The sequence below is a fragment of the Streptomyces sp. NBC_00234 genome, assembly GCF_036195325.1.
GTDB lineage: Bacteria > Actinomycetota > Actinomycetes > Streptomycetales > Streptomycetaceae > Streptomyces.
The window spans coordinates 7689650-7715974 of the sequence record NZ_CP108101.1 but is presented as its reverse complement, the minus strand read 5'-3'; the positions used below and the strand labels follow the sequence as shown (position 1 = coordinate 7715974).

Annotated in this window: 29 protein-coding genes and 1 pseudogene; 9 read left to right on the top strand and 21 right to left on the bottom strand. The window is 68.6% G+C overall.

Annotated features, from left to right (window positions below; genetic code table 11):
• On the bottom strand, window positions 1–1317 hold the full coding sequence (locus OG230_RS33820) for an ABC transporter substrate-binding protein (protein ID WP_328907569.1): 1317 nt from the start codon (window positions 1315–1317) through the stop codon (window positions 1–3).
• Window positions 1318–1553: 236 nt separating this feature from the next.
• On the opposite strand from OG230_RS33820, the gene OG230_RS33815 reads away from it, so the two are divergent.
• Window positions 1554–2588 carry a LacI family DNA-binding transcriptional regulator gene (locus OG230_RS33815; RefSeq protein ID WP_328907568.1) on the top strand — a complete coding sequence of 345 codons (1035 nt, stop codon included), beginning with the start codon at window positions 1554–1556 and terminating at the stop codon, window positions 2586–2588.
• Here the strand turns inward: OG230_RS33815 and OG230_RS33810 are convergent.
• Window positions 2585–3364: a hypothetical protein gene (locus tag OG230_RS33810; protein WP_328907567.1), complete on the bottom strand. Its 780-nt coding sequence runs from the start codon at window positions 3362–3364 to the stop codon at window positions 2585–2587. The two genes, OG230_RS33815 and OG230_RS33810, sit on opposite strands and share 4 nt — an antisense overlap.
• Before the next feature lie 310 nt (window positions 3365–3674).
• Here OG230_RS33810 and OG230_RS33805 point away from each other — a divergent pair, with 310 nt between their 5' ends.
• On the top strand, window positions 3675–4223 hold the full coding sequence (locus tag OG230_RS33805) for a DUF1062 domain-containing protein (protein WP_328907566.1): 549 nt from the start codon (window positions 3675–3677) through the stop codon (window positions 4221–4223).
• A gap of 51 nt (window positions 4224–4274) precedes the next feature.
• Here OG230_RS33805 and OG230_RS36450 read toward each other — a convergent pair.
• Both OG230_RS36450 and OG230_RS33795 read right to left on the bottom strand, forming a co-directional pair.
• Window positions 4275–4654, bottom strand: a pseudogene (locus OG230_RS36450) (GNAT family N-acetyltransferase).
• The gene (locus OG230_RS33795; RefSeq protein WP_328907565.1) at window positions 4636–5463 is read right to left on the bottom strand and encodes an SDR family oxidoreductase; all 828 of its coding nucleotides are present in this window, start codon (window positions 5461–5463) and stop codon (window positions 4636–4638) included. The pseudogene OG230_RS36450 and the gene OG230_RS33795 overlap by 19 nt, the downstream one beginning before the upstream one ends.
• Before the next feature lie 236 nt (window positions 5464–5699).
• Here OG230_RS33795 and OG230_RS33790 point away from each other — a divergent pair, with 236 nt between their 5' ends.
• From OG230_RS33790 to OG230_RS33780, 3 genes are all read left to right on the top strand, one after another.
• Window positions 5700–6026, top strand: coding sequence for a GYD domain-containing protein (locus OG230_RS33790; protein WP_328907564.1), 327 nt, complete (start codon window positions 5700–5702; stop codon window positions 6024–6026).
• 230 nt (window positions 6027–6256) lie between these two features.
• On the top strand, window positions 6257–8689 hold the full coding sequence (locus OG230_RS33785) for a SpoIIE family protein phosphatase (protein WP_328907563.1): 2433 nt from the start codon (window positions 6257–6259) through the stop codon (window positions 8687–8689).
• Between the two features lie 225 nt (window positions 8690–8914).
• Window positions 8915–9514 (top strand): hypothetical protein, encoded by a 600-nt coding sequence (locus tag OG230_RS33780; protein ID WP_328907562.1) that lies wholly within the window; start codon window positions 8915–8917, stop codon window positions 9512–9514.
• A 283-nt stretch (window positions 9515–9797) separates the two neighbouring features.
• On the opposite strand, the gene OG230_RS33775 is transcribed toward OG230_RS33780, so the two are convergent.
• Both OG230_RS33775 and OG230_RS33770 read right to left on the bottom strand, forming a co-directional pair.
• The gene (locus OG230_RS33775; protein ID WP_328911619.1) at window positions 9798–10442 is read right to left on the bottom strand and encodes a dihydrofolate reductase family protein; all 645 of its coding nucleotides are present in this window, start codon (window positions 10440–10442) and stop codon (window positions 9798–9800) included.
• 261 nt (window positions 10443–10703) lie between these two features.
• Window positions 10704–11279 carry an Imm21 family immunity protein gene (locus OG230_RS33770; RefSeq protein ID WP_328907561.1) on the bottom strand — a complete coding sequence of 192 codons (576 nt, stop codon included), beginning with the start codon at window positions 11277–11279 and terminating at the stop codon, window positions 10704–10706.
• A 161-nt stretch (window positions 11280–11440) separates the two neighbouring features.
• Between OG230_RS33770 and OG230_RS33765 the strand changes: the two genes are divergently transcribed.
• Window positions 11441–11773: a hypothetical protein gene (locus OG230_RS33765; RefSeq protein WP_328907560.1), complete on the top strand. Its 333-nt coding sequence runs from the start codon at window positions 11441–11443 to the stop codon at window positions 11771–11773.
• A 118-nt stretch (window positions 11774–11891) separates the two neighbouring features.
• On the opposite strand, the gene OG230_RS33760 is transcribed toward OG230_RS33765, so the two are convergent.
• From OG230_RS33760 to OG230_RS33710, 11 genes are all read right to left on the bottom strand, one after another.
• Complete coding sequence (locus OG230_RS33760; protein ID WP_328907559.1) at window positions 11892–12170, bottom strand: gas vesicle protein K; 279 nt, start codon at window positions 12168–12170, stop codon at window positions 11892–11894.
• Window positions 12167–12394, bottom strand: coding sequence for a gas vesicle protein (locus tag OG230_RS33755; protein WP_328907558.1), 228 nt, complete (start codon window positions 12392–12394; stop codon window positions 12167–12169). The genes OG230_RS33760 and OG230_RS33755 overlap by 4 nt, the downstream gene beginning before the upstream one ends.
• Before the next feature lie 3 nt (window positions 12395–12397).
• Entirely contained in the window at window positions 12398–13213 is an 816-nt protein-coding gene (locus OG230_RS33750) for a GvpL/GvpF family gas vesicle protein (RefSeq protein ID WP_328907557.1), read from the bottom strand.
• A 19-nt stretch (window positions 13214–13232) separates the two neighbouring features.
• Entirely contained in the window at window positions 13233–13568 is a 336-nt protein-coding gene (locus OG230_RS33745; protein WP_328907556.1) for a gas vesicle protein, read from the bottom strand.
• Window positions 13561–14640: an SRPBCC family protein gene (locus tag OG230_RS33740; protein WP_328907555.1), complete on the bottom strand. Its 1080-nt coding sequence runs from the start codon at window positions 14638–14640 to the stop codon at window positions 13561–13563. The genes OG230_RS33745 and OG230_RS33740 overlap by 8 nt, the downstream gene beginning before the upstream one ends.
• 6 nt (window positions 14641–14646) lie before the next feature.
• Entirely contained in the window at window positions 14647–15603 is a 957-nt protein-coding gene (locus OG230_RS33735; RefSeq protein ID WP_328907554.1) for a histone protein, read from the bottom strand.
• Window positions 15604–15610: 7 nt separating this feature from the next.
• On the bottom strand, window positions 15611–15865 hold the full coding sequence (locus tag OG230_RS33730) for a gas vesicle protein GvpG (protein ID WP_328907553.1): 255 nt from the start codon (window positions 15863–15865) through the stop codon (window positions 15611–15613).
• 1 nt (window position 15866) lies between these two features.
• Window positions 15867–16616: a GvpL/GvpF family gas vesicle protein gene (locus OG230_RS33725; RefSeq protein ID WP_328907552.1), complete on the bottom strand. Its 750-nt coding sequence runs from the start codon at window positions 16614–16616 to the stop codon at window positions 15867–15869.
• A gap of 3 nt (window positions 16617–16619) precedes the next feature.
• Window positions 16620–17081, bottom strand: a complete 462-nt coding sequence (gene gvpJ, locus OG230_RS33720; RefSeq protein ID WP_328907551.1) for a gas vesicle protein GvpJ — start codon at window positions 17079–17081, stop codon at window positions 16620–16622.
• A gap of 32 nt (window positions 17082–17113) precedes the next feature.
• The gene (locus OG230_RS33715) at window positions 17114–17434 is read right to left on the bottom strand and encodes a gas vesicle protein GvpO (protein WP_328907550.1); all 321 of its coding nucleotides are present in this window, start codon (window positions 17432–17434) and stop codon (window positions 17114–17116) included.
• A 247-nt stretch (window positions 17435–17681) separates the two neighbouring features.
• Window positions 17682–17837, bottom strand: a complete 156-nt coding sequence (locus tag OG230_RS33710) for a DUF6131 family protein (protein WP_328907549.1) — start codon at window positions 17835–17837, stop codon at window positions 17682–17684.
• Window positions 17838–18138: 301 nt separating this feature from the next.
• On the opposite strand from OG230_RS33710, the gene OG230_RS33705 reads away from it, so the two are divergent.
• Both OG230_RS33705 and OG230_RS33700 read left to right on the top strand, forming a co-directional pair.
• Complete coding sequence (locus tag OG230_RS33705) at window positions 18139–18750, top strand: HemK2/MTQ2 family protein methyltransferase (protein WP_443051445.1); 612 nt, start codon at window positions 18139–18141, stop codon at window positions 18748–18750.
• 37 nt (window positions 18751–18787) lie between these two features.
• A complete protein-coding gene (locus OG230_RS33700) occupies window positions 18788–18991 on the top strand; it encodes a CDGSH iron-sulfur domain-containing protein (protein WP_328907547.1) in 204 nt (67 codons plus the stop codon).
• On the opposite strand, the gene OG230_RS33695 is transcribed toward OG230_RS33700, so the two are convergent.
• The 3 genes from OG230_RS33695 to OG230_RS33685 all read right to left on the bottom strand — a co-directional run bounded on the left by OG230_RS33695 (window position 18962) and on the right by OG230_RS33685 (window position 20714).
• Window positions 18962–19948: an iron-containing redox enzyme family protein gene (locus tag OG230_RS33695; protein ID WP_328907546.1), complete on the bottom strand. Its 987-nt coding sequence runs from the start codon at window positions 19946–19948 to the stop codon at window positions 18962–18964. The two genes, OG230_RS33700 and OG230_RS33695, sit on opposite strands and share 30 nt — an antisense overlap.
• Before the next feature lie 131 nt (window positions 19949–20079).
• On the bottom strand, window positions 20080–20406 hold the full coding sequence (locus OG230_RS33690; RefSeq protein WP_328911618.1) for a plasmid stabilization protein: 327 nt from the start codon (window positions 20404–20406) through the stop codon (window positions 20080–20082).
• A 134-nt stretch (window positions 20407–20540) separates the two neighbouring features.
• Window positions 20541–20714, bottom strand: a complete 174-nt coding sequence (locus OG230_RS33685; protein ID WP_328907545.1) for a CsbD family protein — start codon at window positions 20712–20714, stop codon at window positions 20541–20543.
• A 354-nt stretch (window positions 20715–21068) separates the two neighbouring features.
• Here OG230_RS33685 and OG230_RS33680 point away from each other — a divergent pair, with 354 nt between their 5' ends.
• Window positions 21069–22079, top strand: a complete 1011-nt coding sequence (locus OG230_RS33680; protein ID WP_328907544.1) for a LuxR C-terminal-related transcriptional regulator — start codon at window positions 21069–21071, stop codon at window positions 22077–22079.
• A gap of 297 nt (window positions 22080–22376) precedes the next feature.
• On the opposite strand, the gene OG230_RS33675 is transcribed toward OG230_RS33680, so the two are convergent.
• Entirely contained in the window at window positions 22377–26102 is a 3726-nt protein-coding gene (locus OG230_RS33675; RefSeq protein ID WP_328907543.1) for a S8 family serine peptidase, read from the bottom strand.
• Window positions 26103–26325 lie beyond the last annotated feature (223 nt).

Sequence of the window (26325 nt, the reverse complement as noted above, 5' to 3'; positions counted from 1 at the left end):
CTACTTGGTGTCGAGGGCGTCCTGGACGGTCTTCATGAACTGCTCGGGGCTCATGCTCCCGGTGATCAGTCCTGCCGCGTTGGTCTGGCTGACGGTGGTGGCCTTGGTGCTGAACAGGGCCTCGAACCACAGGACGTTCTGCTTCGAGTCGGTGATCGTCTTGCGGACCTGGGTGGTGACCTCGGTGCTGTCCTCGACGGGCGTGTTCACCTTGAACCCGGAGATGGAACCGTGGTCCTTCAGCGCCGTACTGCCGTAGTTCTTGGCGATGCAGGAGACCCAGTCGCCGGTCTTCTTGTCGAAGGACGTGGCGCCCAGCCCGATCCCCAGGCCGACGTTGGAGGGGTACTGGTCGGCCGCACCCTTGCCGCCCGCAACCGCGGGGAAGGGCATGAAGCCGACGTTCTCGGCTCCCACCTTGTTCTGCTTCGCGTCGGCGATGTTCGTCAGGGCCCAGCTGCCCATGTAGAACATGCCGGCCTTGCCTGAGAGGAACTGGTTCATCGCCGTGTCGTAGTCGATCGAGCCGATGCCCTTGCCGAAGTACCCCTTCGTGCCGAGGGCGGCGATCTCCTCGGCAGCCTTCACGTACTCGGGGTCGGTCAGCTTCGCCTCCCCGTCCGCAACCTTCTGCAGGGCGTCCGGACCGAGGCTGCGGTAGAGGTAGGTGCTGACCAGCCGGGTGATCGGCCAACCCTGCTGACCGGAGGCGGAGAAGGGCTGAATGCCCTTGGCCTCCAGCTTCGCCGCGGCGGCCACCAGTTCCTCCCAGGTGCCGGGGACGGCGATACCGTTGTCGCCGAAGAGCTTCTTGTTGTAGAAGATCCCCTCGATGTTGTACTCGTAGGGCAGCACCTCGACCGTGCCGCCGTACAGCGCCTTGATCGTGGAGATCGCGGCGGGTTCGAGCTGGTCGAGGACCCCGAGGTTCGTGAGCTCCTTCTCCAGATCCGCAACCTTGCCGGACTTGTAGAGCTGCTGAGTCAGCGCCGGGGCGTTGCCGGCGGCGAACTGCACGGGCAGGGCCCCCTGACCGGCGAGCAGCTGCAGTTTCTGGTCGAGCCCCGACTGCGGAACGGTCTCCACCTTGAGCGGCAGCGCCTGTTCCTGCGTCTTGCACGCTCCCTTGGAGAGGGTGCCCAGAGCGGTCTTGACGGTGGTGTTCTCGGTGACGCTCAGGTAGCTGAAGTTCTTCGGGGCCGAGGACTCGGCCGAGCCCGAGCCGCCGCACGCGGTCGCCAGGACGGCCATGGCCGCGGCACCTGCCGTGAGACCGGCGATGCGCACCTTTCCGGCACGGGAAGAGGAGGTGATCACGACTGACTCCCTGATGTTCAAGAGACGAGGGCAGCGGCGGGCGCAAGGCGAGGAGACCCAACCGGGAAGCGGCTTGTGTAACGTTCTCCACGCGAAGTGGGCACAACAGTGCACTCAAGCCACTGTCACGTCAAGACATCCAGCCGTAACGCCCCAGAAAAGAGGGCTGGGCACGGCGGTCACCTCATGGCACCATGTAGACCGTTGCATCGATCATCCACCTCGGGGGCACTCGCATGGATCCGGCACCGAAGCAGAAGCGCGTGACGATCACGGACGTGGCTCACCATGCGGGCGTGTCCACGGCCGCCGTCTCCAAGGTCCTGCGCAATGCCTACGGAACGAGCGCGGCCATGCAGGAGAAGGTCCGCGCGGCCATGGCGGAGCTGAACTACCGGCCGCACGCCGCCGCACGCGGCATGCGCGGGCGGACCTACACGATCGGCATCCTGCTCGACAACATCCGCAACCCCTTCTTCGCCGACATCCTCGACGGCATCCGCGACGAACTGCGCCAGAGCGAGTACACGGTTCTGATCGGCGCGGCCGGCTTCGACGCGGACGACCAGGCCCGCACGATCCGTTCCATGGTCGACCGCCAGATGGACGGCATCATCCTGATCGCACCGGGGTCGCGCCGCAGCGAGGTACTCGACACGGCGGCCACCACACCCACGGTCGTGATCGGACACCACGACCCCTCCCCCGCGCACGACTCCGTCGTGGACGCGGACGGAGCCGGAGCGGGCCTGGTGGTCGACCACCTGGTGTCCCTGGGGCACCGGGAGATCGCCTTGGTATCAGCGCCCGGAACCAAAGCGAGCCTGTGGAAGCAGACCCCGGAGGCCGAACTCGCGAAGGGGTACCTGGAGGCCATGGAACGCCACGGCCTGGAGGAACTGGCCCAGGTCGTGCGGACCAGCTACTCGGACGACGGGGGTTACAAGGCGGGGATGCAGCTCCTGACGAGCGAACGCCCCCCTACGGCCATCATGACCGGCGCCGACGTCGCCGCCCTCGGCATCTACCGGGCGACGGACGCTCTCGGCATGAGCGTGCCGGACGACGTCTCGCTCGTCGGATACAACAACACGGCGATCGCGGCGCTGGCCGCCGTGCAGTTGAGCAGCGTCGATCAGGCGGGCCACACCATGGGCGCCACGGCCGCGAGGATGCTGATCGAACGCGTCGAGGGCCGAAGGGACCGCGCCGTGCTCACCACGATGACTCCCCGGCTGGTCGTCCGCCGCAGCACCGCGGCACCGCGCTAGGGCCTGCGGCCCCAGGGAGTGTCCGCCTGCCCCATGGCCGACCAGCGCGCGCTGACCTGAGCGGCCACCGAGAAGTCCGCTTCACAGTCGGGGCACGTCGCGTCGCCGAAGACGTAGGTCAGCATGTCGGCAACCTCCTGCCGGCCGTCGGCGAGCGCGATGCCGTGGAGACGTCGTCCGATGCCGTCCAGGTCTGCGGGATTGGCAGGGCGCAAGGGCCTCGTATCGACGTCCTCCTCCGTCAGCGCGTAGTCGCCACTGCTGGAGAAGAGTCCTCGCTCGCCGAGGACGATGAAGAGGTCTGCTTCGCAACCGGAGCAGGAGACCTCGTACTCCTCGTTGGTAAGTCCCCACGCCAGGTCGTCACTCCAGCCCAGGACGCCTTCGAAGCTCAGGACGGCTTCCAGAAGGTAGACGTACTCGGTGCGATCGGTCGCCGCCCGGAGGTGTTCGTTCGCCAGCGACAGCAAAGTACCGATCTCGACCGCGTGTTGCACACGTACGTCGCCGGCTCCGTGCGGCTGGCCGGAGCCCGCCAAGATCGCACCGGCCAGGGTCAGCGCGCTCACCGCCTGCTCCCCGTCGCTCCCGCCCGCGACATCGGCAAGCCAGGGCAGCGCCGCGAAGCTGGCCGGGTAGACGCTGCCCTGGTGACAGAGTGCCGACCACAGGTCGTTCCACAGCTCGGGGGCTGGATCCGATGCGATCCGGTCCAGCAAGGCGGGTATGTCCTCCGCGGAGCCGTACGCATGGCTGAGTTGCGACCAATCCGTCATACGGAGATCCCACCACGCGACCACTCCGGGCGGTCCAACCGGGGCCTGTCCGGCGACTCGTGCGACTGATCCACGATCCGGCTGCGCCTCCGCCCGTGATCCGCCGGCCAATGCCTGGCGGTGAGGCGAAAACCACTGGAACTGCGCCGCCGTGCGCAACTACCGTGCTGCCGAACCAAGTTGTCGTCCAGTAGAGGGACATGCCGTTGTACACCCTGTGAGACCTCCCGAGCGCTGATTCGTCGCGCGTCGCACCTGTGCGCCGCGCTGCCTTTTGCTGCGGACTTCTCACTGAAACCGGTGTACTTCTGTGCTCGACAACTGGGTCGTCATGCCCACCTGCCTGCCGACCGTTCTCCGCCGTTGCCCCGCGTGCGCGTCCGAGCGCTTCCGGGCCAACGGCAAATTTCGCGTCAACGCACACCACAAGCTCCTCGACGCCTGGCTCCTCGTGCTCTGCACCGCTTGCGGGGAAACGGCAAAACTGACGGTCCTGGAGCGGATGAACGTGCGCTCCATACGACCTGAACTGCTGGACCGGATGCACGACAACGACCCGGGCCTGGCAGCTGAGCTGCTCCAGGATCCGCTCGTGCGGCGCCGTAATCGCATCGCCCTCGACTGGGACAACGCCTGGCGCCTCGACACGGGCGGATCGGATCACCTGGACCACGAGGTGATCGACATCTCGGTCCGGAACGCGGCTCGGATCCCTGTCCGGCCGGTGCGACTGATCGCTGAAGGGTGCGGTCTTTCGCGGGCAGAGGTCGAACGGCTGATCGCGGAGGGGAACCTCGTTTCGGCAGTCCGGCTGGGCGGCAAGCTCTCCGGCGCCTTCACCTTCACGCTCAAGCGCTGAGCCCCCCTCGGGGCCAGGGCCCGGCTCGTTCCCTTGCTTCCCGGCGAGGGATCAGGCCGGGCCCACCTCCGCAGGCGACTTCGCGTCCGGCTTCCAGTCCTGGACGAGGAGCCCGAGCACCACGTCGTCCAGGAACTCGCCCATCACCCAGGCGGAGGAGCGCAGCACACCCTCGCATCGGTACCGTAGCCCTTGTCCCGGGAGGACGGCCGCAGCCCGAGCCCGATGTGCGCGGACCGGTTGTGGTTGTCGATGTTCCAGAGCACCGCGGTGCCGACCAGCGTCCCTGCTGCAAGCCGATGAGCGGTCTGCAACAAGCAGGGAGCCGCCCGGAACGGCAGTCGGGGCTCTGGTTGTACGTCGGGACTCAGCGCAACCCGTCCACCGAAGCAAGGCCGATGGGCACGGCGGGTCAGGCCGGTGCGGTACAGAACTCCCGAGCACCGCGCAGGGTGGTGCGCAGCGTCCGCTGGGTCGCCCGGCTGTCGAGGCGTACGTCGAGAGCGCCGGGAATCGTGCTGCCCGCGCGCAGGCCCGTGGGCAGTCGGGAGGCGTCGAGGCCGTCACGCCTGGCGATGAGGACCCCGAGCTCGTGACGGCTCACGGCGTCGGAGCCTGCGAGATGGTGGATACCCGCCGCGTCGCTCGACGCCAGCTCCAGAAGGGCGGCAGCCAGGTCGGCGACGTGCACGGGGCAGCGTATGTCGTCGGTGAACAGCGCGCCGTCACGGGTGCCGGCGGCAAGTCGGTGCACCGCGTGCTCGTGTACGGATCGTCCGTGGCCGATGATCAGTGACGTTCGGGCGACAGTAGCCTGCGGATGCACGACGAGGACTCCGGTCTCCGCCGCCGCCTTCGCCGCTCCGTACGGGGTGACGGGGTCGGGGAGGCAGGTCTCGTCGTAGTGGACTCGGGCCCCGGAGAACACCGCGTCGCTGGATACGTGGACCAGTCGGCTTCCGTACTCCGCCGCGACCCTCGCAAGACGGACGGGGCCCTCGGCCGTAACCGCCCAGTCGGCCTTGCCACTCGCCGTGTTGACGACGAACTGCGGGCCGACCTCGGCCATGACGGCGTCCAGGCGCCCCACATCCCGCAGATCAAGCGGGTACCACGCGGCCGGGGAGGCGTCGCCGGGCGCGGTCGCGTACGTCGCGGCCGTCGTGAGCCCGGCCGCTGTCGCCTGCCGGATCAGCTCGGCTCCAAGAAAGCCGCTGCCACCGACGATCAGAGCTGTCATGAGCACACGGTAGACCGACGGCGGCCACCGGCAGAGGCACCGTTCGCCCCGGTCCGTCCGAGCCGCTGAACGGTCCGGCCCGCCGCGGGGCGAAACCGGGGCACCGGGCCAGCCCACCACCCGCCGCCCGTGGGCCACACCGGTCATCGCCCCCGGCTGTTCGGGGGACGCGCTGGCCGCTCCGGCGCTTTCCCTGCCCAGCGGGGGCATCCCCTTGAAAGCGAAAGGGAGACACCATGCCGCTCTATCTGTCGAGGTTCAGCTACACACCGGAGACGTGGGCACGGCTGATCGGCCACCCCGAGGACCGTGCAAAGGCCGCCGAGTCGTACATCGAGTCCGTGGGCGGGAAGCTCCACGGCTTCTGGTACGCCTTCGGCACGCACGACGGCTACAACCTGTGGGAAGCCCCGGACAACGTCTCCATGGCCGCCGTCGCGTTGGCGATCAGCGGAGGTGGCGCGCTCAGCTCGTTCGAGACGACCGTTCTCCTGACCGTCGACGAGACGATGGGGGCCCTGCGCGAGGCCGAGCGAGTCCGGTACCGGCCTCCTGGCGCGTAACGGAGAGCAAGGCCCCGAATCCGTGGAGCGGCCACCCAGCGCCACTGCACAGACGACGCCAGGGCCGTCCGCGGGCGCGGATTCCGACGGCAGCCCCGCCGCGCCACATCCCACCGGGTGCGTGAATGCGCAGGTGTGGAGCATCCTGAGGTGTGACCTGGTACGGCGCTGCGAGGCACGCCCCACTCAGGGAGAGCGGGGCCGGGCCGGCGCGGCCGAAAGGCGGCCGCGTGCAGGACGAGCTGCCCGTGGTGCTCGCACAGGCCGTGGTGAGCGCGGTCGAAGCCACCGGAGGCTACGCGGGCGGCATCTATCTGCGGTCCGAGACGCCGGGGCTGCTGCGGCTGGCGGTGCTCGCAGGGCTGCCCATCCCGCTGTTCCGGCCGTGGTGGCGCATGCATGTGAACCGGCCCTTCCCCGTGGCCATGGCCTTGTCCACCGGGAAGCCCGTGTACCTCGGCGACGCCGAGGAAGCCATGCGCCGGTTTCCGCAGCTGATGGCGGGCCTGCCGTTCCCCTTCGGCTCGCTGTTCGTGCCCATCGTCAGCGGCTTCGAAAAGGTCGGCGTCCTGGTCGTACTGCGCCCCGCCACCCCCGGAGAACCGGTCGGGGAGGCAGACCGTCGCAGATTGCAGCACGTCGCCCAGCTGCTCGGCGGCGCCCTCGAAGCGCTTGCATCGGACGGAACCCCGGCCCGGTGGGAGGACGATCCGGAACCCGTCCAGCTGCCCGCAACCACCGCCGCACCGGTCAAGATCGGTCACTTCGACTGGGACCTCGACAGCGGTGCCGTCGCCGCGGACGAGGAGCTGTGCGCAATCCTCGGCATGGAGCCCGCCGAATTCCCCCGCACCATCGACGCGCTGGCGACACAGCTGGTGCCCGAGGACGCGTACGGGCTGTGGACGCTGGCCCGGCAGGCGGTGGGGTCGGGCACACCGATCATCCGCAGAATGCGGCTGCGGGGAGCCGACGGCCGGTCGCACCTGCTGGAGCTGTCGGGGCGCTGGTCCCACCCGCCCGGCCGCGGCGCGGGAAGCCATCTGACCGGATCCCTGGTGGATCTCGGTGCGGGACCGGTCACCCCCGAGGCAGCCGACCGGCTGCCACGCGCCATCCTCTCGTTCGACCGGCTCGGACGGATCACCTATGTCAACCATCCGGCGGAGGCCCTCCTCGGCACCGCCAGGACGGACCTGGTCGGACACGTCCTGTGGGAGGCCCTGCCGTGGTTCGGGAACCCCGCCTACGACGACCACCACCGGGCGGCCCTGCTCTCCGTCGAACCCGTTCACTTCCTCGCCCGGCACACCGCGACGGAATGGCTGTCCGTGTCGCTCTACCCGGGCAGCGACGGCGTGACGGCCACGCTCACCACCACGGACCAGCCGGCCTACGCCCCGGGATCGGTCGCCACCCCGGGTGTCGGACTCGGATCCCCGGCCGACCGGTCCTCCGCGCTGTACCGGCCCGTCGCCCTGGCCATCGCGCTGACGGAGGCGGTCACCGCCCGCCAGGTGTCGGCCGTGGTCACGGAGGAGTTGCTGCCCGCCTTCGGCGGCAGACAACTGGCGATCTACCTGCTGCACGAGCGGCATCTCTACCTGGAGTGGGAGACCGGCTTCCCGAAGGGGTTCCTGGACCCGTTCGACGGCGTCGGCCTCAACGCCCGCATTCCCGGCGTGGAGGCACTCACCTCCGGCCGCCCCATCTTCTTCGAGTCCATGCAGCGCCTGGCCGCCGCCTATCCCGGCGTCGCCATGGAGACCGACGTCGGCGCCCGGGCGTTCCTGCCCCTCATCGCCTCCGGGCGGCCCGTCGGCTCGTGCATCCTGGGCTTCGACCAGCCGAGGGGCTTCAGCCCCGAGGAACGCACGGTCCTCACGGCCCTCGCCGGCCTCATCGCCCAGGCCCTCCAACGCGCCCAGCGCTACGACACGGAGGCAGCCCTGGCCCGCGGCCTCCAGGATGCCCTGCTGCCGCAGCGGCTGCCCGAGGTCGAATACGTCGACACCGCCGGGCGCTACCTCTCCGGCACCCAGGGCATGGACGTCGGCGGCGACTGGTACGACGTCATCGAGACCGGCAAGGACATCGCCCTGGTCATCGGGGACGTCCAGGGCCACGGTGTCGCCGCTGCCGCGACCATGGGCCAACTACGCAGCGCCGTACGCGCCTTCGCACTGAGCGGCCATGACCCGCAGGAGGTGATGGACGGCACCAACCGGCTGCTCATCGACCTCGATCCTGGCCAGTTCGCCAGTTGCTGCTACATCGTCCTCGACCCCGCAACCGGCTTCACACAGGCCGTACGCGCCGGGCACCCGCAGCCCGTGCTGCGCCACCCCGACGGCACGGCCGAGGTCCTGGACCTGGCCGGCGGCGTCGTGCTCGGAGTCGACCCAACGGCTTCGTACCCGGTCACGGACCTACGACTCGAACCGGGCGCGATCCTGGCCCTGTTCACCGACGGACTGGTCGAGCAGGCGGGAGTCGACATCGACCTGGGCATCGAGCGGCTCCGCAGCACGATCGCCGAAGTCGGCTCGTCGTCACTGACCGACGCGGCGGACCGTGTGATCCGGGAGGCGCGACAGGCGGCAGACCGGCCCGACGACATCGCACTTCTGCTTGCCGCACGTTGGGTGAAGAGCCCGGAGTAGCCGTTCGCCGGAGCGCCGTGGAGCTCCCGCAGCACTCCGCGGGCGCGCCGGGTGCGTGGGCGCTCCGCATCGACACGAGGCGGCACGTCGGTGGTCGGACCCGGCTCTGACCTCACCTCTTCCCTCGTCACCCTTCCAGGGAAGCGGGGAGACCCTCGTGCGAGAATCCATCAGCCCGTACCGGATGCGCCGTCTCCGGCGGCCATCGCACCGAGGGAAGAGCACATGCGTACCAGCGCCATCGGAGTCCGACGGGTATCGGCCGCCGCCGCATGGGTCGTTCTCGTCACCGTATGCGGTGGCAGCCTTGGGGGCTCCGCTCCGACCGCGGCCGCGTCCTCCGCCCCCTTCGGTCAGAAGGCGGTGCATGCGGATCTGGACGCGGCCGTCGCGGCTGCTGGGCTGCCTGGAGGACGGACGAGGACGGGCTTCTCCGTGGGCGATCGCTGGACCCGCCAGGCAACCACCGACAAGGACCGGGCTCTGGCCGCGTTCGCGCTTCGGCTGACACCGTGTGTGGTCTCGTGGACGTCCAACGCGACGTGGAGTTCCTCCGGGAACGACCCGGACAAGGCACGCCGGCAGCTCGACACCGTGCTCGCGGGCCTCGCGTCGCGAGGTTGGAAGGAGACCCGGCCTTCCGAGGAAGCGCCGATCGGCAAGGACGGCTCGTACTTCCTGGCTACGTACAAGCAGGAGGGCTGGATCCTGAACGCCCGGCACAGCAGGTTGGAGTCCTGGAATCAGTCCACTGTCATGATCACAGAAGAGGCCTGCTTCGGTCGGCTCACGGACGAGGAACTGGCCCTGTTGGACGACGACTAGGGTCTTCTACGCCCGGCCCACGAGTCGGCCGAGCAAGTCGAGGGCGGCGCCCTGCTGCCATGGTCCTGCCCGTGCGGCCAGAGCGGCTTTGAGGACCCCTGGCCTGTCGTGGGCCCTTCGGTAGACGTCTGCTTGGCTGCGGTGCTTTTTCCCACTTTGCCTCGACGACTGCCTGCCAGAGCGCGTCGTCGGACGGTGAGGTGCTCGAGGGGCAGCGAGAAGGGCATCCGCCGGGGCGGACGCCCCCCTCGCAGTCACAGCCCGAACGTGAGGGGGCCTCGCGTCACCTTCGCCAGAACAGGTGGTGTGTCACGCCGCTCGGGCTGGGCACGACCTCCAGGTGGAATCGGTCGAGGAGCTCGTCGGGGGACTCCCAGAGACGTAGTCCGGATCCGAGCTTGATCGGCGAGACCGCCACATGCATGGTGTCGACGAGGTCGGCGTCGAGGAACTGGCGGATGGTGGTGACCCCGCCGCCGAGTCGGACGTCCTTGCCCCGCGCCGCTTCCCGGGCCTGTTCGAGGACGGTGGCCGGGTCGCCGTCGACGAAGTGGAACGTGGTGTCGGAGAGCGTGAACGACGGACGCGTGTGGTGGGTCATGACGAACACCGGAGTGTGGAAGGGGGGCTCGTCGCCCCACCATCCGCGCCACTCGTGGTCGTTCCAGGGCCCGCGCTGGGGCCCGAACTTGTTGCGCCCCATGATCTCGGCGCCGATGTTGCGTGCGAAGTCCCGCGTGAAGTAGTCGTCGAGGCCCCGGCCGCCCCCGGGATCGGTGCGCATGGGCCAGCTCGCCGTGGCTCCGGCCCAGGCGAACAGTCTCTCCGGATGGTCGTAGCCGAACGGCCTCTCGAGACTCTGGTCCACACCGGCAGCGATGCCGTCACTCGAGACGTTGAAGTTCTGGACTCTCAGCAGTTGATCCACGTGCTTCCTCATCAGGTCCTGTCGCGTCTTCGTGCGGCGAGGCGCCGCACATCATGACGTCGAACGGGACATCGCCGGATCGACAGGGGCTCACATTTTTTTTCGAGGCACATCGGGAAGCGGCCCCACCTGCGGTGGAGCCGTGGCGGACGCGGAGGCCATCGAGGTGGCCGGAGGGCCCCACTCGACCGTTCACATGCGTCGCAAAAGGACGTCACCGCCCATCCAACCGTTCAACCGCCAACTCTCCCGATCAGAGTCCTAGGCATCGGTGGGGAGGAGCTGGACCAAGCCGACCCAGTTCTCCTCATCCGCCTCGGTGTGAACGGCGCGGACCCTCCATCGGCCCGTGGGCAACGAGACCGTTGCCTGAGCGGGCATCCCGCCACCGGGGTACTCGGCGCCCGCCCCTGCGGAGTCCATGAGCTTGGCTGTCCCGTCCGACAGCCACGTGCCGCACTCTTCCCACTCGGTGGCGGGGTCCGCGAGGACAGCCTCGGCTGCTGTCTTCAGCCTGTCCTCGGAGTCGGCCGCGAGCCAACGCAGGAAGGCCCGATGCTCGGGCAGGTAGCAGCTGGTGGCCGGTTCGTCCGCCAGGACCAGTGCCTGGGCGCCGTTGTCGCCGACGGCTATCACACCGGCCAGTTCGTCCACCGCACACGCGCGGTCGTAATCGTCCGGAGCGGTCGCGTCCCCCACGATGACACCGTTCTCGGTGCAGCCGCGCCATGAAGCCAGCGCGGAGACAGGAATGACGATCAAGGGGCCGCCCATCGACGCCACCCAGACGGGAGAGGCATCCGAAGTGTCGGCCGAGGAGGGCGAAGAGGTGCTCATGCCGCCAGTGTGCCCCCACCCACTGACACCCCTTCGAGGACCGGCAGCGCCCGGACTGCGGACGACTCAGCTCCTGCGGCCGGCAGGTGCGGGAAGCCTTCAGGTGCTGCCTGACACATAGTCTCTGCGAAGTTTCGGTGTCCGTGGTCGAAGGAGGAGTCGTGGGGATCGAGCTGGAGCTGCACTCGGGGCGTCCCTCGTTCAAGAGGGCTTCCCGCAGCACGGTGCTGCGAGGGTCCTATCAGCATGGTGAAGCGTTGGCACGGGTGCTGAGCACGCTCGACCGGCACGGCTCGGGCAAGCTCGGCTGGGTGGATCCCTACGGCGACACCCTCTTCAACGAACAGGAAGCCCGAGCCGCCCTTCTCGAAGTCGCCGCGCTGTTGCAACGGTGGACTGACCAGCCTGAGAAGGCGGCTCTCCGCGACCTTGCTGAGCTTCTTGATGTGTGTGCGGCAACCCCGGGCAGCTACGTGTGGTTCATGGGTGACTAAATGATCGGCGTCCGCACGCACCGCTCCCCCACCGAGTCCTCAGCCATCGAGCAGGACGGCGGCGCGCCCGAACGTGCCGTGAGCCGGCACCGCCGCCTCACGCACCGTTCGCGCGGGTTCAGTTTCGGGGCAAGAGGCTTCCAAGCGGTCCGAGGTCCAGATTGAGGTCCTCCGGACGCACTCCGTGCTGCTCGCAGAGTTCCGTCATCCGTTGGTCGAGCAGCATGAGCGTGGTCCCGATCTCGTCAGCCTGCTGTTCGCTGAGATCGCCCTGCTCGATGCGCCGAATCGCCTGGCGCTCCATCAACTGTCGTAGGAGTTCCACCACGGTCAGCACCAGGGCGACGAGGTCACGTCCCATCTGGTCGGAGTCCAGGTCGAGGCGCGAGTCGGTCACAGCGGGCCTCCGTCCGCCCAGGGCGCCGGAACACGTTCGTTGACGGACGACAACAAGGCATGCAGCGACACTCGTACCAGCGGTACGTCGGCAATGGCGATGACCAGGTCTCCGCTGATCACCACGCCTGTCGCGAGGATGCGGTCCAGAAGGTCGACGAGCGGCACGCCGATCGGGCCGCTCAGTGGTTCGGGCCTGTCCCATGGCACCACTTCGTGTGTCACTGCCTACACCTCGCCGACGAAGGAATAGGGAACCCAGGGCCCCGACAGCTCGATCTGCGCGCCGGTTCGTTCCTGCAGTGTCCGGGTCAGCGCGGCGAGCTCGTGGGCGCGATGTTCCGACACCAGATAGGTGGCGTTGAGGACTTGGACCCTCCGTTCCCCGGAGGGCTGGGGTCCATGGGGTCGCAGCCTGCGGGAGGCGGTGGCAAGGCTGCTCATTTCGGCATCCACTGTTTCCGCACTGCGCAGTGCCTCTCCCTGATGCTGCTCGCGGCGCTCCTGCAAGCCCCGCTTGCGGTCCAGATATGCGAGACCCGCTCCGGGTTCCGGGCGCGCTCGGCCAGCCGGCGCGGCAGGACGGGTCGACTCCCTGACCGGGGTGTTCGAGGCATAGGCCGGCGCGTACACCTTCACACCCCACTCCGCGTGGTGCGCGATGCGCTCCAGCGCGGCATGGAACCGGTCCGTCTCGTTGGCCAGCGCCTCCCGCGCTCTCTCCTCGCCGTGGTAGAGCGTGGCGAGCGGCAGGGGGACCGTGGGGCAGCAGGCCGCAGCCGCGGTAACGACTTCGTGATGGGCGCGGGCATGCCGTTCCAGCTCTCCCGGATCGGACAGGCGTGCTTGCCACGCCTCATCGGTGAAGTCACTCGCTCGGACGGGCTGGATGACCGCCGTAAGCGTCCCGATCGGCAGTGTTGCCACAGGGGCCTCATCGGTGACACCCGACAGACCGGCGAGGAGCGCCGGGTCCAGATTGCGGCAGACAGCGAACACGTAGATGGCGTTGACGTCCGAGGGATCGGGGCCGCGCTCCGTCATGTGCGTGGGTTCTCCTTGGTCATCGCTGGGGTGACGCGTCGTCGGCCGCGGATTCGAGCGCCTTCAGACGCTCACGCAACTCGCGGTTCTCGTCCTGCAAAGCACTACGGGAGGCGCTCGAGCTGAGTGCGGGATCGTTCTCCCACCAGTCGATTCCGGCCTTCTTCGCCGTGTCCACGGACGCCACGAACAGCCGGAGGCGGATGGTGAGCAGCTCGATGTCGAGGAGGTCGATCTTGATGTCCCCGGCGATGACGATGCCCTTGTCGAGGACGCGTTCGAGGATGTCGGCAAGATTGGTGGTCTGCGGGCCGGAGACGGGATAGGACCCCTGTCTGAAGTCGACGTCAGTCACGGCGTCGCCCCTTCCCTCTTTGCTTCCTGGAAGGGGTTACGTCCTCGGGCTCCTCGGGCTCCTCGGGCTCCTCGGGCTCCTCGTCCTCGTACTCGCCCTCGTCCTCTTCGTCTGCTTCGTCTTCGTCTTCGTCCTCTTCGTCTTCGTCTTCGTCCTCGTACTCGTCTTCCTCGTCGTCCTCTTCGTCCTCGTAGTCGGCGCCCTCTTCGTCCTCGGGCTCCTCGCCTTCCGTGTCCTCCTGCTCAGCCGCCTCTTCTTCCTCTACGGCGTCCTCGTGGGACACGACGACTTCGCCATCCCTGATTTCGCCGCGCCAGCCCTCTGGCTCTTCTTCAGTGAGGGTCACGTATCGCTGAAAGTGCTTGAAGTCGAGCCTCATTCGGCGCCCTTGGGCGCGCCACAGGTTTCCCGTCTTCTCGAAGAAGCCGGACGGGTAGTACTCAACCACCAGGACGATGCGCGTCAGGCTGGGTGCCAGCTCATGAAAGCTGACTACACCACGGGTGGTTCCCTTGGCTCCCTCCGACGTCCACACGATGCGGTCGTCGGGAATCTGTTCCTGGACGGTCGCCTTGAAGCTGCGCGAGGAAGGGCCGACCTTGACCTTCCAGTCGCTGGCCATCTCGTCGCTCTTCGAGACGTCGCGAACCCCCTTGGCGAAACTGCTGAACTGGTCGTACTGCGTCCAGTGGTCGTACGCAACACGCAAGGGAACACCCACATCGAGGACCTCGATGATGTTCATGACCTTGCCGCCGCTCGACTTGCGTTTCCCCTTTCCACCACCGAACGTCTCTTTGGCCTTCTCCACGATGTTGTCCTTGACGCCCTTGGCCTTCTCGCCGACGAACGCCTTCACCGGGGAGTCACCCTTGAGAATGCGGGAGCCGATCGCGGGCAGCGACCCGGTCTCGGCCGCGTCGGTGAGCTGCTCCGTGACGCCGGTCAGCTTGTCGCCCGCCTGCTCGGCGAGTCTCTCCACCTGGGCAGTGAGGAAGTTGGACAGCTCTTCCCGTAGCCGGCCCATACCTGACTCCGCCGCTGCGGGCCGGTCGCTTTCCGTACTGGTCATGACTGGCTACCTCCGACGATCGGCGCGCTTGGATGCGGTCTTCTTCGCCGCCGTCGTCTTCCGCGCAGCGGACTTCTTCGCCGGAGCCGTCTTGCGAGCGGCGGACTTCTTCGCCGGGGCGGTCTTCCGTGCGGCGGACTTCTTCGCCGGGGCGGTCTTCTTCGCAGCGGACTTCTTCGCCGAGGCCGTCTTACCGGCGGTCTTCTTCGCCGAGGCCGTCTTCCGCGCGGCGGTCTTCTTCGCCGGAGCGGTCTTCTTCGCAGCGGTCTTCTTCGCCGCCGCCGTCTTCCGGGCGGCGGTCTTCTTCGCCGGAGCGGTCTTCCCCGCTGCCGCCTTCTTGGCCGACGCCGTCTTCTTCTCCGGACGGGGCTTCTCCTCCTGGGCTGTCTTCCCAGAACTGCGTCGCTTCGGCTGCTTCCCCTCCGGCTCCTCCTCTTCCTCCTCCTCTTCCTCCTCTTCCTCCTCCGGTTCCTCCTCCTCTTCCTCGTACTCGTCTTCCGGCTCTTCCTCGTACTCGTCCTCCGGCTCCTCTTCCTCCTCCTCTTCCTCCTCGTATTCGTCCTCCGGCGGTTCCTCCTCGTCCTCGTACTCCGCGCCGTCCTCTTCCTGCTCGTACTCGTCCGGCTCCTCTTCCTCTTCCTCTTCCCGCGTCCCGCTGAGCCGGGCCGTACGGTCGCTGAGGGTGCCGGCCAGGGTGCTCATCCCCCGATCGGCGGCAGCCGTCAACGCCTTGCGTCCCGCGTCGAGGACTTCCCCCGTCAGCTGATCCTGCAGTTCGGCGAACTGGGGAATCTCGCCGAGCCTGCGCATCCCTTCGGCGGCAAGCTGTTTGGGTTCGAGGCCGAATCGCCTGCCTGCCAGATAGGTCGCAATGGTCAGCGCCAGCCGGCCCTTCTTCGTCCGGCCCAGCACATAGCCACCCACTACTGCGGCTGCGAGGGTCACCTTGGCTGTGTCATCCATGAGCACGTCACCTTCGATCGTTCGGCGTGGGGCCGGCTTGTGCAGCATGCAGCCGGTCGAGTAGCCGTTCCTCTTCCCGTTCGAACTCCTCCAGGCTGATGTCTCCGTCTTCGAATTCCCGGTTCAGTACAGCCAGTTGGGCGCGGAGCACTCCTGGGTCGTGCAGTTCGCGCTCGGCAGCGTCGTTGAGCTTCTCCGCCACCCAGATGACACCGCGGACCGGTGCGATGGGGAGCGTGAGCAGTCCCGTGATCAGTCCCATGTCAGACCCCGGCTGCCCGTGCGTGCGCGCCTTCGGCGGCGACGAAGCTGAAACACGGCAGCGGACCCGCGCACCGCAGCTCGACGTGGTCACGGTGCGCGCTTCCGAAACGTTCCGCCACGCTTCGGAAGTCGTCGCTGTCTCCGCGGTCGACCAGGAACGACACGTTGAGCACGCATCCCTGGACGTCCGGTCCGACGGCCACCGCACGGGCCATGGGTGTGAGCTCGCGCAGGACTCGTCGTCCTGCCTCGGCTGCCCGGCTCTCAAGAGAGGCCGACACGGCTTCGCCCAGTCGCAGGCTGGCCTCGTAGCCGGGGCGGCGCCGTGCTTCGTCCCGCAGCCGCCGGACTCTCGTGTCCTCCGCGACGAGACTCGCGAGTCCGTTCTGCGCCGGGAGGGCCTTGACGTTGACCTCGACCGCGTCGGAGAGATACTCCAGAGCGGCGACGTGGTCCGTCTCGCCGGCGGCCAGTTGACCGCGCACGGTCTCCTCGTCCGGTGCGACCATCCCGAACCGCATGGGCAGGACCGGTCCATCGTCCGCGAGCCGCATCAGAAGGTCTTGGTGAGCCATCAGGTCGCGCCGCCGGGCTCGGAGCTTAGGCGGAGCATCACTGACGACTGCGGCAACCCGTCCTTGCCGGATGGTGCGCAAAGGGGCAGCCGGGGCGCCGACACCGCCAGCCTTCTTCGGCAGCCTTTTGCCCTCGTGGATGATCGCGTAGACGTACACACCGTCGGCCGTCACGGCTCACGCCTCCGAACGACGTCGACGGGGCGCACCACTGCGCGCCGGAGCACGCCGCTTCCTGGGCCGTTCCTGCTGCTCTTCCTCGTCCGACTCGTCCGAGTCGTCGTCACCGCCGCCGACCGCCTTGCGCACCGTGTCGCCCACGGACTCCGCGGCCTTGCGCACCTTGCGCTTGCCGATGGACTTGGCAGCGCTGCCGCTCAACAGCTCGGGCACGGTGGTGCTTCCGGAGTCACGCTCCAGGTCGAGCCGGTTGCATGCCTCGGCGAATCGCAGGTAGGTGTCCACACTCGCTACGACGATGCGCGCGTCCACCTTGAGGATCTCGATGCCGACCAGGGAGACCCGGACGAACACGTCGATCACCATGCCCCGATCAAGGATGAGTTCCAGCACGTCGTACAACGTGCCGGCGCGCGGCGGGCACGCCACTACCTCATCGGAATAGGTGGTCGCGGGCATGGGTCGTCCTTCCGGTCGTCGGGCAGTCCTGGTCATTCATCGGCAGCTCCCCGCCGATAGCGGCGGACCCTGCGGTACTCCATGAGCTCGCCGTCCCGATCGAGCTGCACCTCGTAGGAGGCAAGAAGACTTGTGGTGTCCGGGATCCGGGGCAGTTCGAGTACGTCCACGACGACGCACCAACCGTCCTCGGCGCGTCTCACCGCTGAGACGCCCTCCACGGGATGGTCGATCAGGTCGCTCAGGCTCCGGCAAGCAGCACGGGCAGCCTCCTGCGCTCCACACGCTGACGGCGTGCGGCGAGGGGCTGTCTTCGTGGATTTCCCGGCGCGCGGCCGACGTTCTTCTGCCATGAATTCAAGTCTGATCGGTATCGGCCGCGCCGCACCTTGAGCGGAGCCATCGGGCGCACCTGCCCTGGTGGGGCCCGCTCCGGACTCATCGTCGTTCTGTCGACGTGTCCGACGCCCCTGTCAGGGTTCCGATCCACCGACCGGCGTCATGTCCGTGCGCAGGGCGCGGGGTACCCAGGGCCGCCGACTTCCCGCGTCCCCCTGGGCGTCTCACACGGCCACGTGCACGGAGCCGGATCAGGCGGCCCTAGTAGTAGTGGCGTCGACCGCCGACTGCGTGCCCAACGGCACCCATGATCCAGAGGAGAATTCCGATCGCGACGAGCACGATACCGATGGTCCACAGGATCCCCAGACCGGCCACCAGGCCGATGACCAGCAGAATAACGCCGAGGATGATCATGACATCCTCCGTTCGCGCAGGTGCTTCCAGTATGCGCTTCACATGTGCACACGGCACGTAGGCTCCTGGGCCACTCAGCTCACCGATTGCAGCCTCGGGAGGAGGGACGCAAGGTGGATACGTCAGTCGCGGACCGGGTCGACGACACCGCGGGTGGTGAGCGCCATCAGTTCTGTTGAAGTCCTTTTCGACCGGTCGGCGAGGACGCTTCCGCCGGCCCTTCGTGCTCTCTGAGAACCGGACCCCGACCTTGGTATTCCTCAGCCCTCCGGGTATCTACGCGCCACAGGAGGACACAGCCATGTTGATCTCGGCTCTGCGGCGCGAACACCTGGCCCCTGGAGCAGAGGTCCTGGACGTGGGTACCGGTACGGGCGCGGTGGCCATCGCCGCCGCGCGTTATGGCGCTGGCCGCGTGATCGCCATCGACATGTCCGCCGCGGCGGTTCTCACGACGCGGCTGAACGCACTGCTGTCCGGCCACGCGCGGGTGATCCGGGCCGGCCGAGGCGACCTGACGGAGCCTGTGGCGGGGCTCAGGTTCGACCTGGTGCTGGCGAACCCGCCGTATGTGCCGTCCGCGAGCAGGCGCCTGCCCAGTCGCGGCAGAGCTCGCGCCTGGGAGGCGGGGCCGGACGGCCGAGCGGTGATCGACCGGGTCTGCGCCAAGGTTCCTGCTCTTCTGCGCCCAGGGGGTGTGCTGCTCGCCGTCCACTCCGTGCTGAGCGGGCCGACGATCACCGCGACACGGCTGGCCGACGCCGGGCTGGACGTCAGCGTGGCCGACCGCCGGTTCGTTCCCTTCGGCCCCGTCCTGCGTGGACGGGCCGCCTGGCTGGAGATGCGGGGCCTGATCGAACCCGGCCAGGAAGAGGAGGAGCTGGTGGTGATCCGTGCAGAACGGCCGTACTGAACCGGAGACCGCATCTCGGGGCGCCGCACGGCGCGTCATGCAGGAGCCGGGTGGACCCATGCTCGTGGAAGGGCCGGTCGAAGTGGTCCAGGAGGACGGCACTCTTGCACGCTCGGACCGTCCCGTTGTGGCACTGTGCACCTGCCGACGAAGTCACATCTTCCCTTGGTGCGACACGAGCCACCGCGGCCGGAAGAGGCCGAAGACCGCGTCACGCGCCACGAAGCGGCACGCGGAGTGAGGACTCGCCGTCCTGCCAGGCGCTGAGCAGCTGCTCCCCCAACCGGTTTTCCAACCAGTCGGTGACCGCGATACCGAAAGCGACATCCGGTGCCAGATGCGGCTCCTCGTGGAGCAGACCGGCGACGACCTCGTGGCGTACGAGCTGCTCGTGCACGGCGTCGGCCTCCACGTGCTCCGCATAGAAGTGGACCGCCGCGGGTCCGGCACCGACTCGCTCCAACGCCTCGGCGAGGAGCCTCGACCCCGGTGACGAGGTGATCTCCACCAGGGCGAAGTGACCGACCAACGCACCACGGTGGGAGCGGTGAAGCCCCAAGAGCGACATGAGGTTGACGGTCGCCAGCATCTGCCGCGAGCCGGCATCGAGGTAGCGCCCGTAGGTCGGGTCCAGCCGGAGGTCGGCCATCAGGTCGGCGAAGAGCTTCGAGTGGACACGTTCCGCTCGCCCCGCCCCGAATTCGTCGTACTCCACCGCGGCCATGCCTGCCTTGGCCCGGCCCGTCAGGCGTGGAATCACCCACACGTGAGGGTCGGCTTCCTTGAGGTGGTAGAGGGAGCGGTGTGCCGCGTACTCGCGCAGATGCCACAGCTCACCCTCGTCCCGCAGGAAGGACGACACGCCTCCGGCCTCGGCCGGCGCCAGGACTGCTTCCTCCAGTGCGGTGCCGACGTCCTCGGTCACGGGCACGTCGGCGCGCAGAGCCGCCAGGAACACACGCTCCAGTGCGGCACGCACGCCGAGCAGCTCCGGATCCCACTCCCAGGCACCGGCCACCCCGTCGAAGCCGCGGTAGTGCAACTCGTAGCAGAGGTACAGGGCGAGTTGGAGGTCGTCGCCGTACGGGTCGGCGCCCACCGCCAGGGCCGTGTCCGGCAAGCGGCTCCGACCCGGATCCCGGGCGAGCGCCTCGATCAGGGCGGCTGATACCTCGCCCCTGGATTCCGGCAGCTTCATGGTGGTTTCTCTTCTCGGCCGACGGAAAGGTGTACGGCTCACCGCGCGGAATGCACTGCGGGCACGTGCGGACACGGCGGTACCGGACCGTGTTCGGCAGAATCACACGATCACGTATCAGCGGCGACGTGTCAGCGGCCCAGGGCGTTCCGGAGCTGCTCCTTGCTCATGGAAGAGCGGCCATCGATATTCCGCTTCCTGGCCTCCGCGTACAGCTGGTCCTTCGTCGGCCCCTGAGATCCGCTGTGGGAATGTTCGCCACCCCGTTGGGAGGCGGACTTCCTGTCCTGCGTGGAGACCTTGCCGGGGTTCTTCGCCTCGCCGGAGCGCGCACGTTCCTTGTTGACGGTGCGCGCTGCGATTTCCTTCGCGCGCCTCGTGGACTCGCCCCGCTCCTCGGCGCTCTCCCTGATGTGCTCGTACTGACGCTCGCGCTTCTTGTTGGAGCCGGCAGGCATCATCTTCTCCTCTCGGCCCGCACAGGCGGGATGGGAAATCCGGAGCACGCGCACGAGGGCCTCGGCACGTCGCCGGCCCCGTCGGTGCACGTAGCACGGCGGAGTCGGCGGCTGCTGGTGTCGGACCACACGTTTCAGTGGCGAAGCTTGTCCTTGCCCTTCTCCACGGCATGCTTCACCTTGCCCTTGGTCTTTTCGGCCCTTCCTTCTGCCTCCATGCTTTCGTTGCCCACAGCCTTCCCGACGGTTTCCTTGGTCTTTCCCTTGGAAATCTCGCCGACGTTCTTGGCCTTCTTCCTGATGCCCATGTCGCACTCCAAATGGGGCAGAATTTCCGCGAGAGGTTTCGAAGATCCGGATTGAGGCGCGGAGAAATGGTCGGACTTCAAATCTCCACCATACGCTCGTGCGGAATCATTGGACGGCACAGAGACCTGCTCCACCAGGGAAACAGCATGCAGGAAGCACGGAGGAGCATGGCTTCCCACTCGGCTTCCCGCCTGCGCCGGGATTCGACGTCGGAGATCGTCCGCTCCTTCAGTCGTCCGGGCGACCGGTGCCGCCCATCTGCGCAGCGACCTTCTGTGGCAACACCTGGGTAACGGGTGCGGCCTACCGTCCCGGCACACGGACGGACCAGGCAGGAAGGTGAGGGTGCGGTGATGCGTCGCGCACAACGACGGAGCGCGGAGACGGAGCAGAACGGGCTGGCGGACCTGGGTGTGACCGCGGCCGGTGAGCATGTCTACCGGCATCTGCTGCGGTCGGGCCCGGTGGCCGCCGAGGAGCTCGCCACCGTCGTGGGCAGACCATCGGCCGAAGTGGCCGAGCACGCGCAGGTGTTGGCCGCTCTGCAGCTGGTGACCCTGACCGCGGGCAGCCCCCAACGGTGGGTAGCGGCGGCTCCCGAGGTCGCCGTGGAACGGCTGATCGAGCACCGCCAGCGCGAACTGAACCGGGCCCGAGCCGAGTTGACGACTCTCGCGGCCGACTACCGGCTCGGTCAGCTGGCGGGAGAGGCTTCCGGCCCCGTCGACGTACTCAAGGACGCGGAGCACTGCCGTCGCCGGTACGCGGAGACCGTGGCGAACACCACCCGGGAACTGCTCGTGCTCAGTACGCCGCCGTTCGTCATCGACGGAGGGGTCTCCCTCGACGTCCTGGGAACCCTCGGCCGCAACGTACGGTGCCGGTCGATCTACGACCGGCGTGCCCTCGACCAGCCGAGCTCGCTCGCCGACATCACCACGTACCAGGCGGCCGGGGAAGGCGTCCGCGTGCTCGACGAGCTCCCTCTGAAACTGCTGGTCTCGGACCGGACCACCGCGCTGCTCCCCGGGGGCGACGACCGGCCCGGTGAGTGGCTCACGGTCCGCGGCAGCGCGCTCGTGGAAGCCCTGGTGGCCTTGTTCGAGCTGCTGTGGGAACGCAGTGTCCCGCTCAAGCCGGTTCAAGCGGGGACGGGAACGAACGCGGCCGGTCTGCCCGCCTCCGACGTCCAACTGCTCGGCCTGCTCTTCGCTGGGCTCACCGACGTGGCGATCGCCCGCCAGCTCGACACCAGCCTCCGCACGGTCCAGCGCCGGCTGACCCGGTTGATGCAGCGGGCAGGGGCGGGAAACCGTGCCCAGCTCGCCTGGCAGGCGGCACGCGGCGGGTGGCTGACCCAGTAGAACCACGCACGGCGATACGAACCGCGGCGTAAGCGGCAGGGCCGGACTCCGGTGAGGATCACCGGAGTCCGGCCCCGTTCATGGCCGAGCGTTCTCCGTGCGGTGTCGACGTCCGGCTAGGGAGTGTCCGCAAAGTATCGTCGTCCACCCGAAGGGTGGGGCCGGCGGCGTCTGGTGCGTGCTCTCGCAAGGCGCCGGAGTGCCCTTGTAGCGGAGCTACTCGGGCATTTCGGCAACGCCGCGAGAGTGCGTGCCAGACACCGCCGGCCAGACGAGACTTTGCGGACACGACCTAGGTCACTTCGCGACGCGTACCGCGTTGATCACGGTCTGCTCGATGCGGCTTCCTGCGACGTTCTCGCCCGTCACTCGGAGGGAGACGGACGCCGCCCCCTCCGGAGCCCTCAGCTGCACCGTCGCCGTCTGCGACGTCGTCTCGGCTGACGCGTGGCGCCAGGTCTTGCCGCCGTCGTACGACACCTCGACGGACGCGGTCCGGAGCGGCGACCGCGTGCCGTCGGCGCTGCGGAAGGAGACGGTGAGCTTGCGGGTGACCGACGGCGTGATCGAGCTGTTGATGGCCACGCCTCGGAGGTCGTAGTCGGCGTGGAGCAGCGGCAGCGTGTGCCAGTCGACACCCTCCGGCTGAGCGGAGTCGAACGTCCAGGCGGTGTGCGTCTCGGTGCTCGCCTGCCACCATTCCTGCGTGCGCTTCGCGTCCAGCTCGAAGCGGTACCGGGACTTCTGCGCGGGCAGTCCGGTGATCGAGGCGTACGGGTAGGGAGCGGTGCCGAGGAGAGTGCCGTCGCGGTAGACACGGAACTCGTCCACATCGCCCTCCGCCATGGAGCTTCCCTCGTAGAAGTGGCCGTCCGGCGAGGCCCATGCGGGGATCTGGACGAGCATCTCCTCGTCGTTCCTCGACGGCGTCATGCCGGTTGCGGGAGCGTACACGTCGACCGGCGACGTCGGGCGCTGCACCGGCTTGAACCACTCCTCCGTCACTTCCTCGCCCGGCGTGAACGGCCGCAGCATGGAGACCATGGAGGCACCGTTGCTGCCCGGCACCACGACGCGCTGCCACTTGGCGTCCTCGGCGTTCACATAGACGTGCTGCGTCGTACCGAAGGACATCTGGGCGAACGACCCGCTGCCCCGCCCGGAGACGTTGCTGACGCCCATCCAGCCGTCCTGGCTGTTGCGGATGTCATCGGGGTTCGCCGCCGGGGAGTAGGTCTTCACGGCGATGTCCGCGAGCTGACTCCTGTCCGGATCGAAGGTCTGATCGGCGGAAATGCCGTCCGCCTCACCGCGCACAAAGCCGTAGAGGTACGACGGATTGCTCTCGACGGTCAGCTTGACGTCGACCGGACCCCGGGTGAGGGCCTCGGCCAACAGGTCACCCTTGTTCTTCGGGACGCCGAAGACCGGCACCGTGGTGCTGAACGCACCCGGGAGCCGCTCGTCGACGGTGTTGACCACCATGACCGCTGCGGCGCCCGCCTCGACCAGCCCGGGCAGCACGGTGTACACGTCGGTGCTGGTGGTCCGCCGGACCATCACGAGCTTGCCCTTGACGTCGGTTGCCGCGAGCTCCTCGGCGGAACCGTTGCCGACATCGGCGACGTCCAGGCGGCGGGTTCCGTCGAAGCGGCCGGAGAAGGTGAACGACTCGGCCCGCAGGTCCACGAGGTCATCGGGCAGTTGCGCCTTGGCCACGATCGGCGGGGCCTGCAGAATCCAGTTGACGTTCGTCCCGAAGGTGCCGTCCTTGGGCTTCGCGCTCGGCAGAGCCCACTGGTGCCCGGCACCGGCGCGGCCGAGCACGAAGGTGGAGGAGGCTCCGGTCGCCTGCTCCGCGGAGCGACGGCCCACCGACAGGTTGAGATTGCGCAGTTCGCTGCGGAGGGGTGTCCGGGCCTCGATGAGCCGGGCGTCACGGCCGTCCGCGGAGACGGAGACGTCCTGGTCGCCGACCTCGATGTCGGGCAGCCCGAAGGTGACGAGGTCACCGCCCTTACGGAGATGGCCGAAGATCGTGTAACGGCCGGGCCTCACCTGGGCCGTGGCCACCCCGTCGGCGCCCATGCGGATGAAGGCCGGCGGGCCGGAGTCGGTCAGATCGCGCAGCGTGATCATGCTGGAGCCGGTGGCAGGGCTGCCGTCGGGCATCAGGGCCTTCAACGACAGTTTCACCGTGGGCTGTTCGCGGTTCAGAGCCACGGTGGCGTGCGCGGTGACGCCCTCCCCCGTGGCCGTGACGGTCCCGGTGTACGTCCCGTAGGCGGTGGCGAGGTCGGGCGCGACCGTGACGTCGACGTCGGCGCTGCCGCCGGCCGGAACGGTCACGGAGTCGGCACCCAAGGTCAGCGCGCCGGCGGCGACCGCGCCACCGTCGAGCGTGAGGGCTCCGGCCAGTGAGAGGGTCACCTCCCGGTCGGCGGTGTTGTGGAACGTGACCTTGCGGGTGATCGGCGCTGCGGATCCGCGTGCCGCCACGGTGCCGAAGGACGCGTTGGTGGCCCAGACCGTCTGGTCGAGCGAGGCGGGAACGTCAACGCGCCCGGAGCCTTCGGCGAACGCCCCGCCGGCGAGCGTCTTCGCGCTCGACATCAGCGCGCCCTTGAGGTCGGCCGCGGTCCACTCGGGGTGGGCCTGGGCAAGGATGGCGGCGGCTCCGGCAACGTGCGGGGTCGCCATCGACGTACCGCTGGCCGCCGTGTAGGACGCACTGACGGGCGTGCCCATGGTGGTCCCGGACGCACGGGCCGCGACGATACCGACTCCTGGCGCGGCGACGTCGGGCTTCAGGGCGTTGTCCCCGAGCCGCGGTCCGCGGCTGGAGAACGAGGCGAGTCGGTCCTGCTTGTCGACGGCGGCCACGGTCAGCGCCGCGTCGGCGGCGCCGGGCGCTCCGATCGTGGTCTGGTCGGGCCCGGTGTTGCCGGCGGCGATCACGAACAGCGTGCCGGTCTCGGCGGTGAGACTGTCGACGGCGGCGCTCAGCGGATCGGTTCCGTCGGAGGCGGCGTTGGTGCCGAGACTCATGCTGACGACCTTGGCGCCGCTGTGCGCGGCCCAGTCCATGCCGGCGAGGACGGACGAGTCGCTGCCCGACCCCTGGTCGTTGAGTACCTTCCCGACGAGGAGCTCCGCGCCGGGCGCGACCCCCTTGTTCTTCCCCTCCGAAGCGGCCCCCGAGCCCGCCACCGTGGACGCGACGTGTGTGCCGTGGCCGTGGTGGTCGACCGCGTCCTCCGTCTCGGTGAAGTTGCGGGCCTCGGCGACCCGCCCGGCGAGATCGGGGTGGGTCTGGTCCACCCCGGTGTCCAGCACGGCGACCTTGACCCCTCTGCCGTCCTTGCCGGCCGCCCATGCCTGGGGGGCGCCGATCTGCGGGACGCTGTCGGCCAGGTTGGCCCTGACCTTGCCGTCCAGCCAGACCTTCTCGACCCCCGTGGCGAGCTTCTTGGCCGAGGCGCCCTTCCGCGTCGACCTCAGCTCCGACCAGAACGCGCCGGTGCGGGACGGAGCGACATGGGTCGCGGCCGACTTCAGCGCGCGCAGCTTGCGCACCTTCCCGGCACCCGGCGGGAGCGCCACGTCCGCTGTGGCGCCGCGCACGATAAGCGGCAGTTCGGCGCCGTCGGTGTAGCCCTGGGCGATGAGCCCGTCGATGTCGAACAGGCGGGGGTCCAGGGCTCCCGCGTCGAGGAGCGCGCGCACCTCGTCGGGGATCACGGTGATCTGGTCACCGGTCTGCTCGATGTGCGCGATGCCCTCGGGGCTGTCCCCGTCGGGCTGGAAGGACACGTTCTGGTCCGCACCGGTGCCGGTGACCACGACGGTGTCGCCGGTGACGAGGCGGACGGTGTGGATGGCGGCCGACGTCGTGGGTCCCAGGGCACTCACCCGGGGTGCCTTCGGAGTGTCGGTGTCGGCGCCGACGGCTGCCGGGGCGGTGGCGCCCATCAGCGTGGCGAGCGCGACGGCCGTCGTCGCTCTGAGTATGGGTCGGTGCATGGAAGTGATATCTCCTGTACGCAAAGGGGGGCCGGAGGCTGCACACCCCCATGGGGAGCAGCCTCCGGCGGTCGTCGGTAGCGAACCGCCCACGCCTGCACGTCGGTCGACGTCATGCAGGCGGATACGCCCTGCGGTTCGCCGTGCGTGCTCCCTGTCCAGGGCGCTCGCTGACTCCGGATCGCAGGTGCCGTGCGAGTGGATCCGGGGGAAAGGCTTCCAG

Excerpts from the sequence above, each read along its gene's own strand:
- OG230_RS33795 (WP_328907565.1), bottom strand. The coding sequence starts at position 5,463 with ATGACAGCTCTGATCGTCGGTGGCAGCGGCTTTCTTGGAGCCGAGCTG.
- OG230_RS33690 (WP_328911618.1), bottom strand. The coding sequence starts at position 20,406 with ATGCCTGCCGGCTCCAACAAGAAGCGCGAGCGTCAGTACGAGCACATC.
- OG230_RS33680 (WP_328907544.1), top strand. The coding sequence starts at position 21,069 with ATGCGTCGCGCACAACGACGGAGCGCGGAGACGGAGCAGAACGGGCTG.
- OG230_RS33685 (WP_328907545.1), bottom strand. The coding sequence starts at position 20,714 with ATGGGCATCAGGAAGAAGGCCAAGAACGTCGGCGAGATTTCCAAGGGA.
- OG230_RS33710 (WP_328907549.1), bottom strand. The coding sequence starts at position 17,837 with ATGATCATCCTCGGCGTTATTCTGCTGGTCATCGGCCTGGTGGCCGGT.
- OG230_RS33810 (WP_328907567.1), bottom strand. The coding sequence starts at position 3,364 with ATGACGGATTGGTCGCAACTCAGCCATGCGTACGGCTCCGCGGAGGAC.
- gvpJ (WP_328907551.1), bottom strand. The coding sequence starts at position 17,081 with ATGCCCGCGACCACCTATTCCGATGAGGTAGTGGCGTGCCCGCCGCGC.
- OG230_RS33740 (WP_328907555.1), bottom strand. The coding sequence starts at position 14,640 with ATGACCAGTACGGAAAGCGACCGGCCCGCAGCGGCGGAGTCAGGTATG.
- OG230_RS33780 (WP_328907562.1), top strand. The coding sequence starts at position 8,915 with ATGCGTACCAGCGCCATCGGAGTCCGACGGGTATCGGCCGCCGCCGCA.
- OG230_RS33700 (WP_328907547.1), top strand. The coding sequence starts at position 18,788 with ATGCAGGAGCCGGGTGGACCCATGCTCGTGGAAGGGCCGGTCGAAGTG.
- OG230_RS33750 (WP_328907557.1), bottom strand. The coding sequence starts at position 13,213 with ATGACGGAGCGCGGCCCCGATCCCTCGGACGTCAACGCCATCTACGTG.
- OG230_RS33815 (WP_328907568.1), top strand. The coding sequence starts at position 1,554 with ATGGATCCGGCACCGAAGCAGAAGCGCGTGACGATCACGGACGTGGCT.
- OG230_RS33735 (WP_328907554.1), bottom strand. The coding sequence starts at position 15,603 with ATGGATGACACAGCCAAGGTGACCCTCGCAGCCGCAGTAGTGGGTGGC.
- OG230_RS33705 (WP_443051445.1), top strand. The coding sequence starts at position 18,139 with ATGTTGATCTCGGCTCTGCGGCGCGAACACCTGGCCCCTGGAGCAGAG.
- OG230_RS33715 (WP_328907550.1), bottom strand. The coding sequence starts at position 17,434 with ATGGCAGAAGAACGTCGGCCGCGCGCCGGGAAATCCACGAAGACAGCC.
- OG230_RS33675 (WP_328907543.1), bottom strand. The coding sequence starts at position 26,102 with ATGCACCGACCCATACTCAGAGCGACGACGGCCGTCGCGCTCGCCACG.
- OG230_RS33770 (WP_328907561.1), bottom strand. The coding sequence starts at position 11,279 with ATGAGCACCTCTTCGCCCTCCTCGGCCGACACTTCGGATGCCTCTCCC.
- OG230_RS33695 (WP_328907546.1), bottom strand. The coding sequence starts at position 19,948 with ATGAAGCTGCCGGAATCCAGGGGCGAGGTATCAGCCGCCCTGATCGAG.
- OG230_RS33730 (WP_328907553.1), bottom strand. The coding sequence starts at position 15,865 with ATGGGACTGATCACGGGACTGCTCACGCTCCCCATCGCACCGGTCCGC.
- OG230_RS33790 (WP_328907564.1), top strand. The coding sequence starts at position 5,700 with ATGCCGCTCTATCTGTCGAGGTTCAGCTACACACCGGAGACGTGGGCA.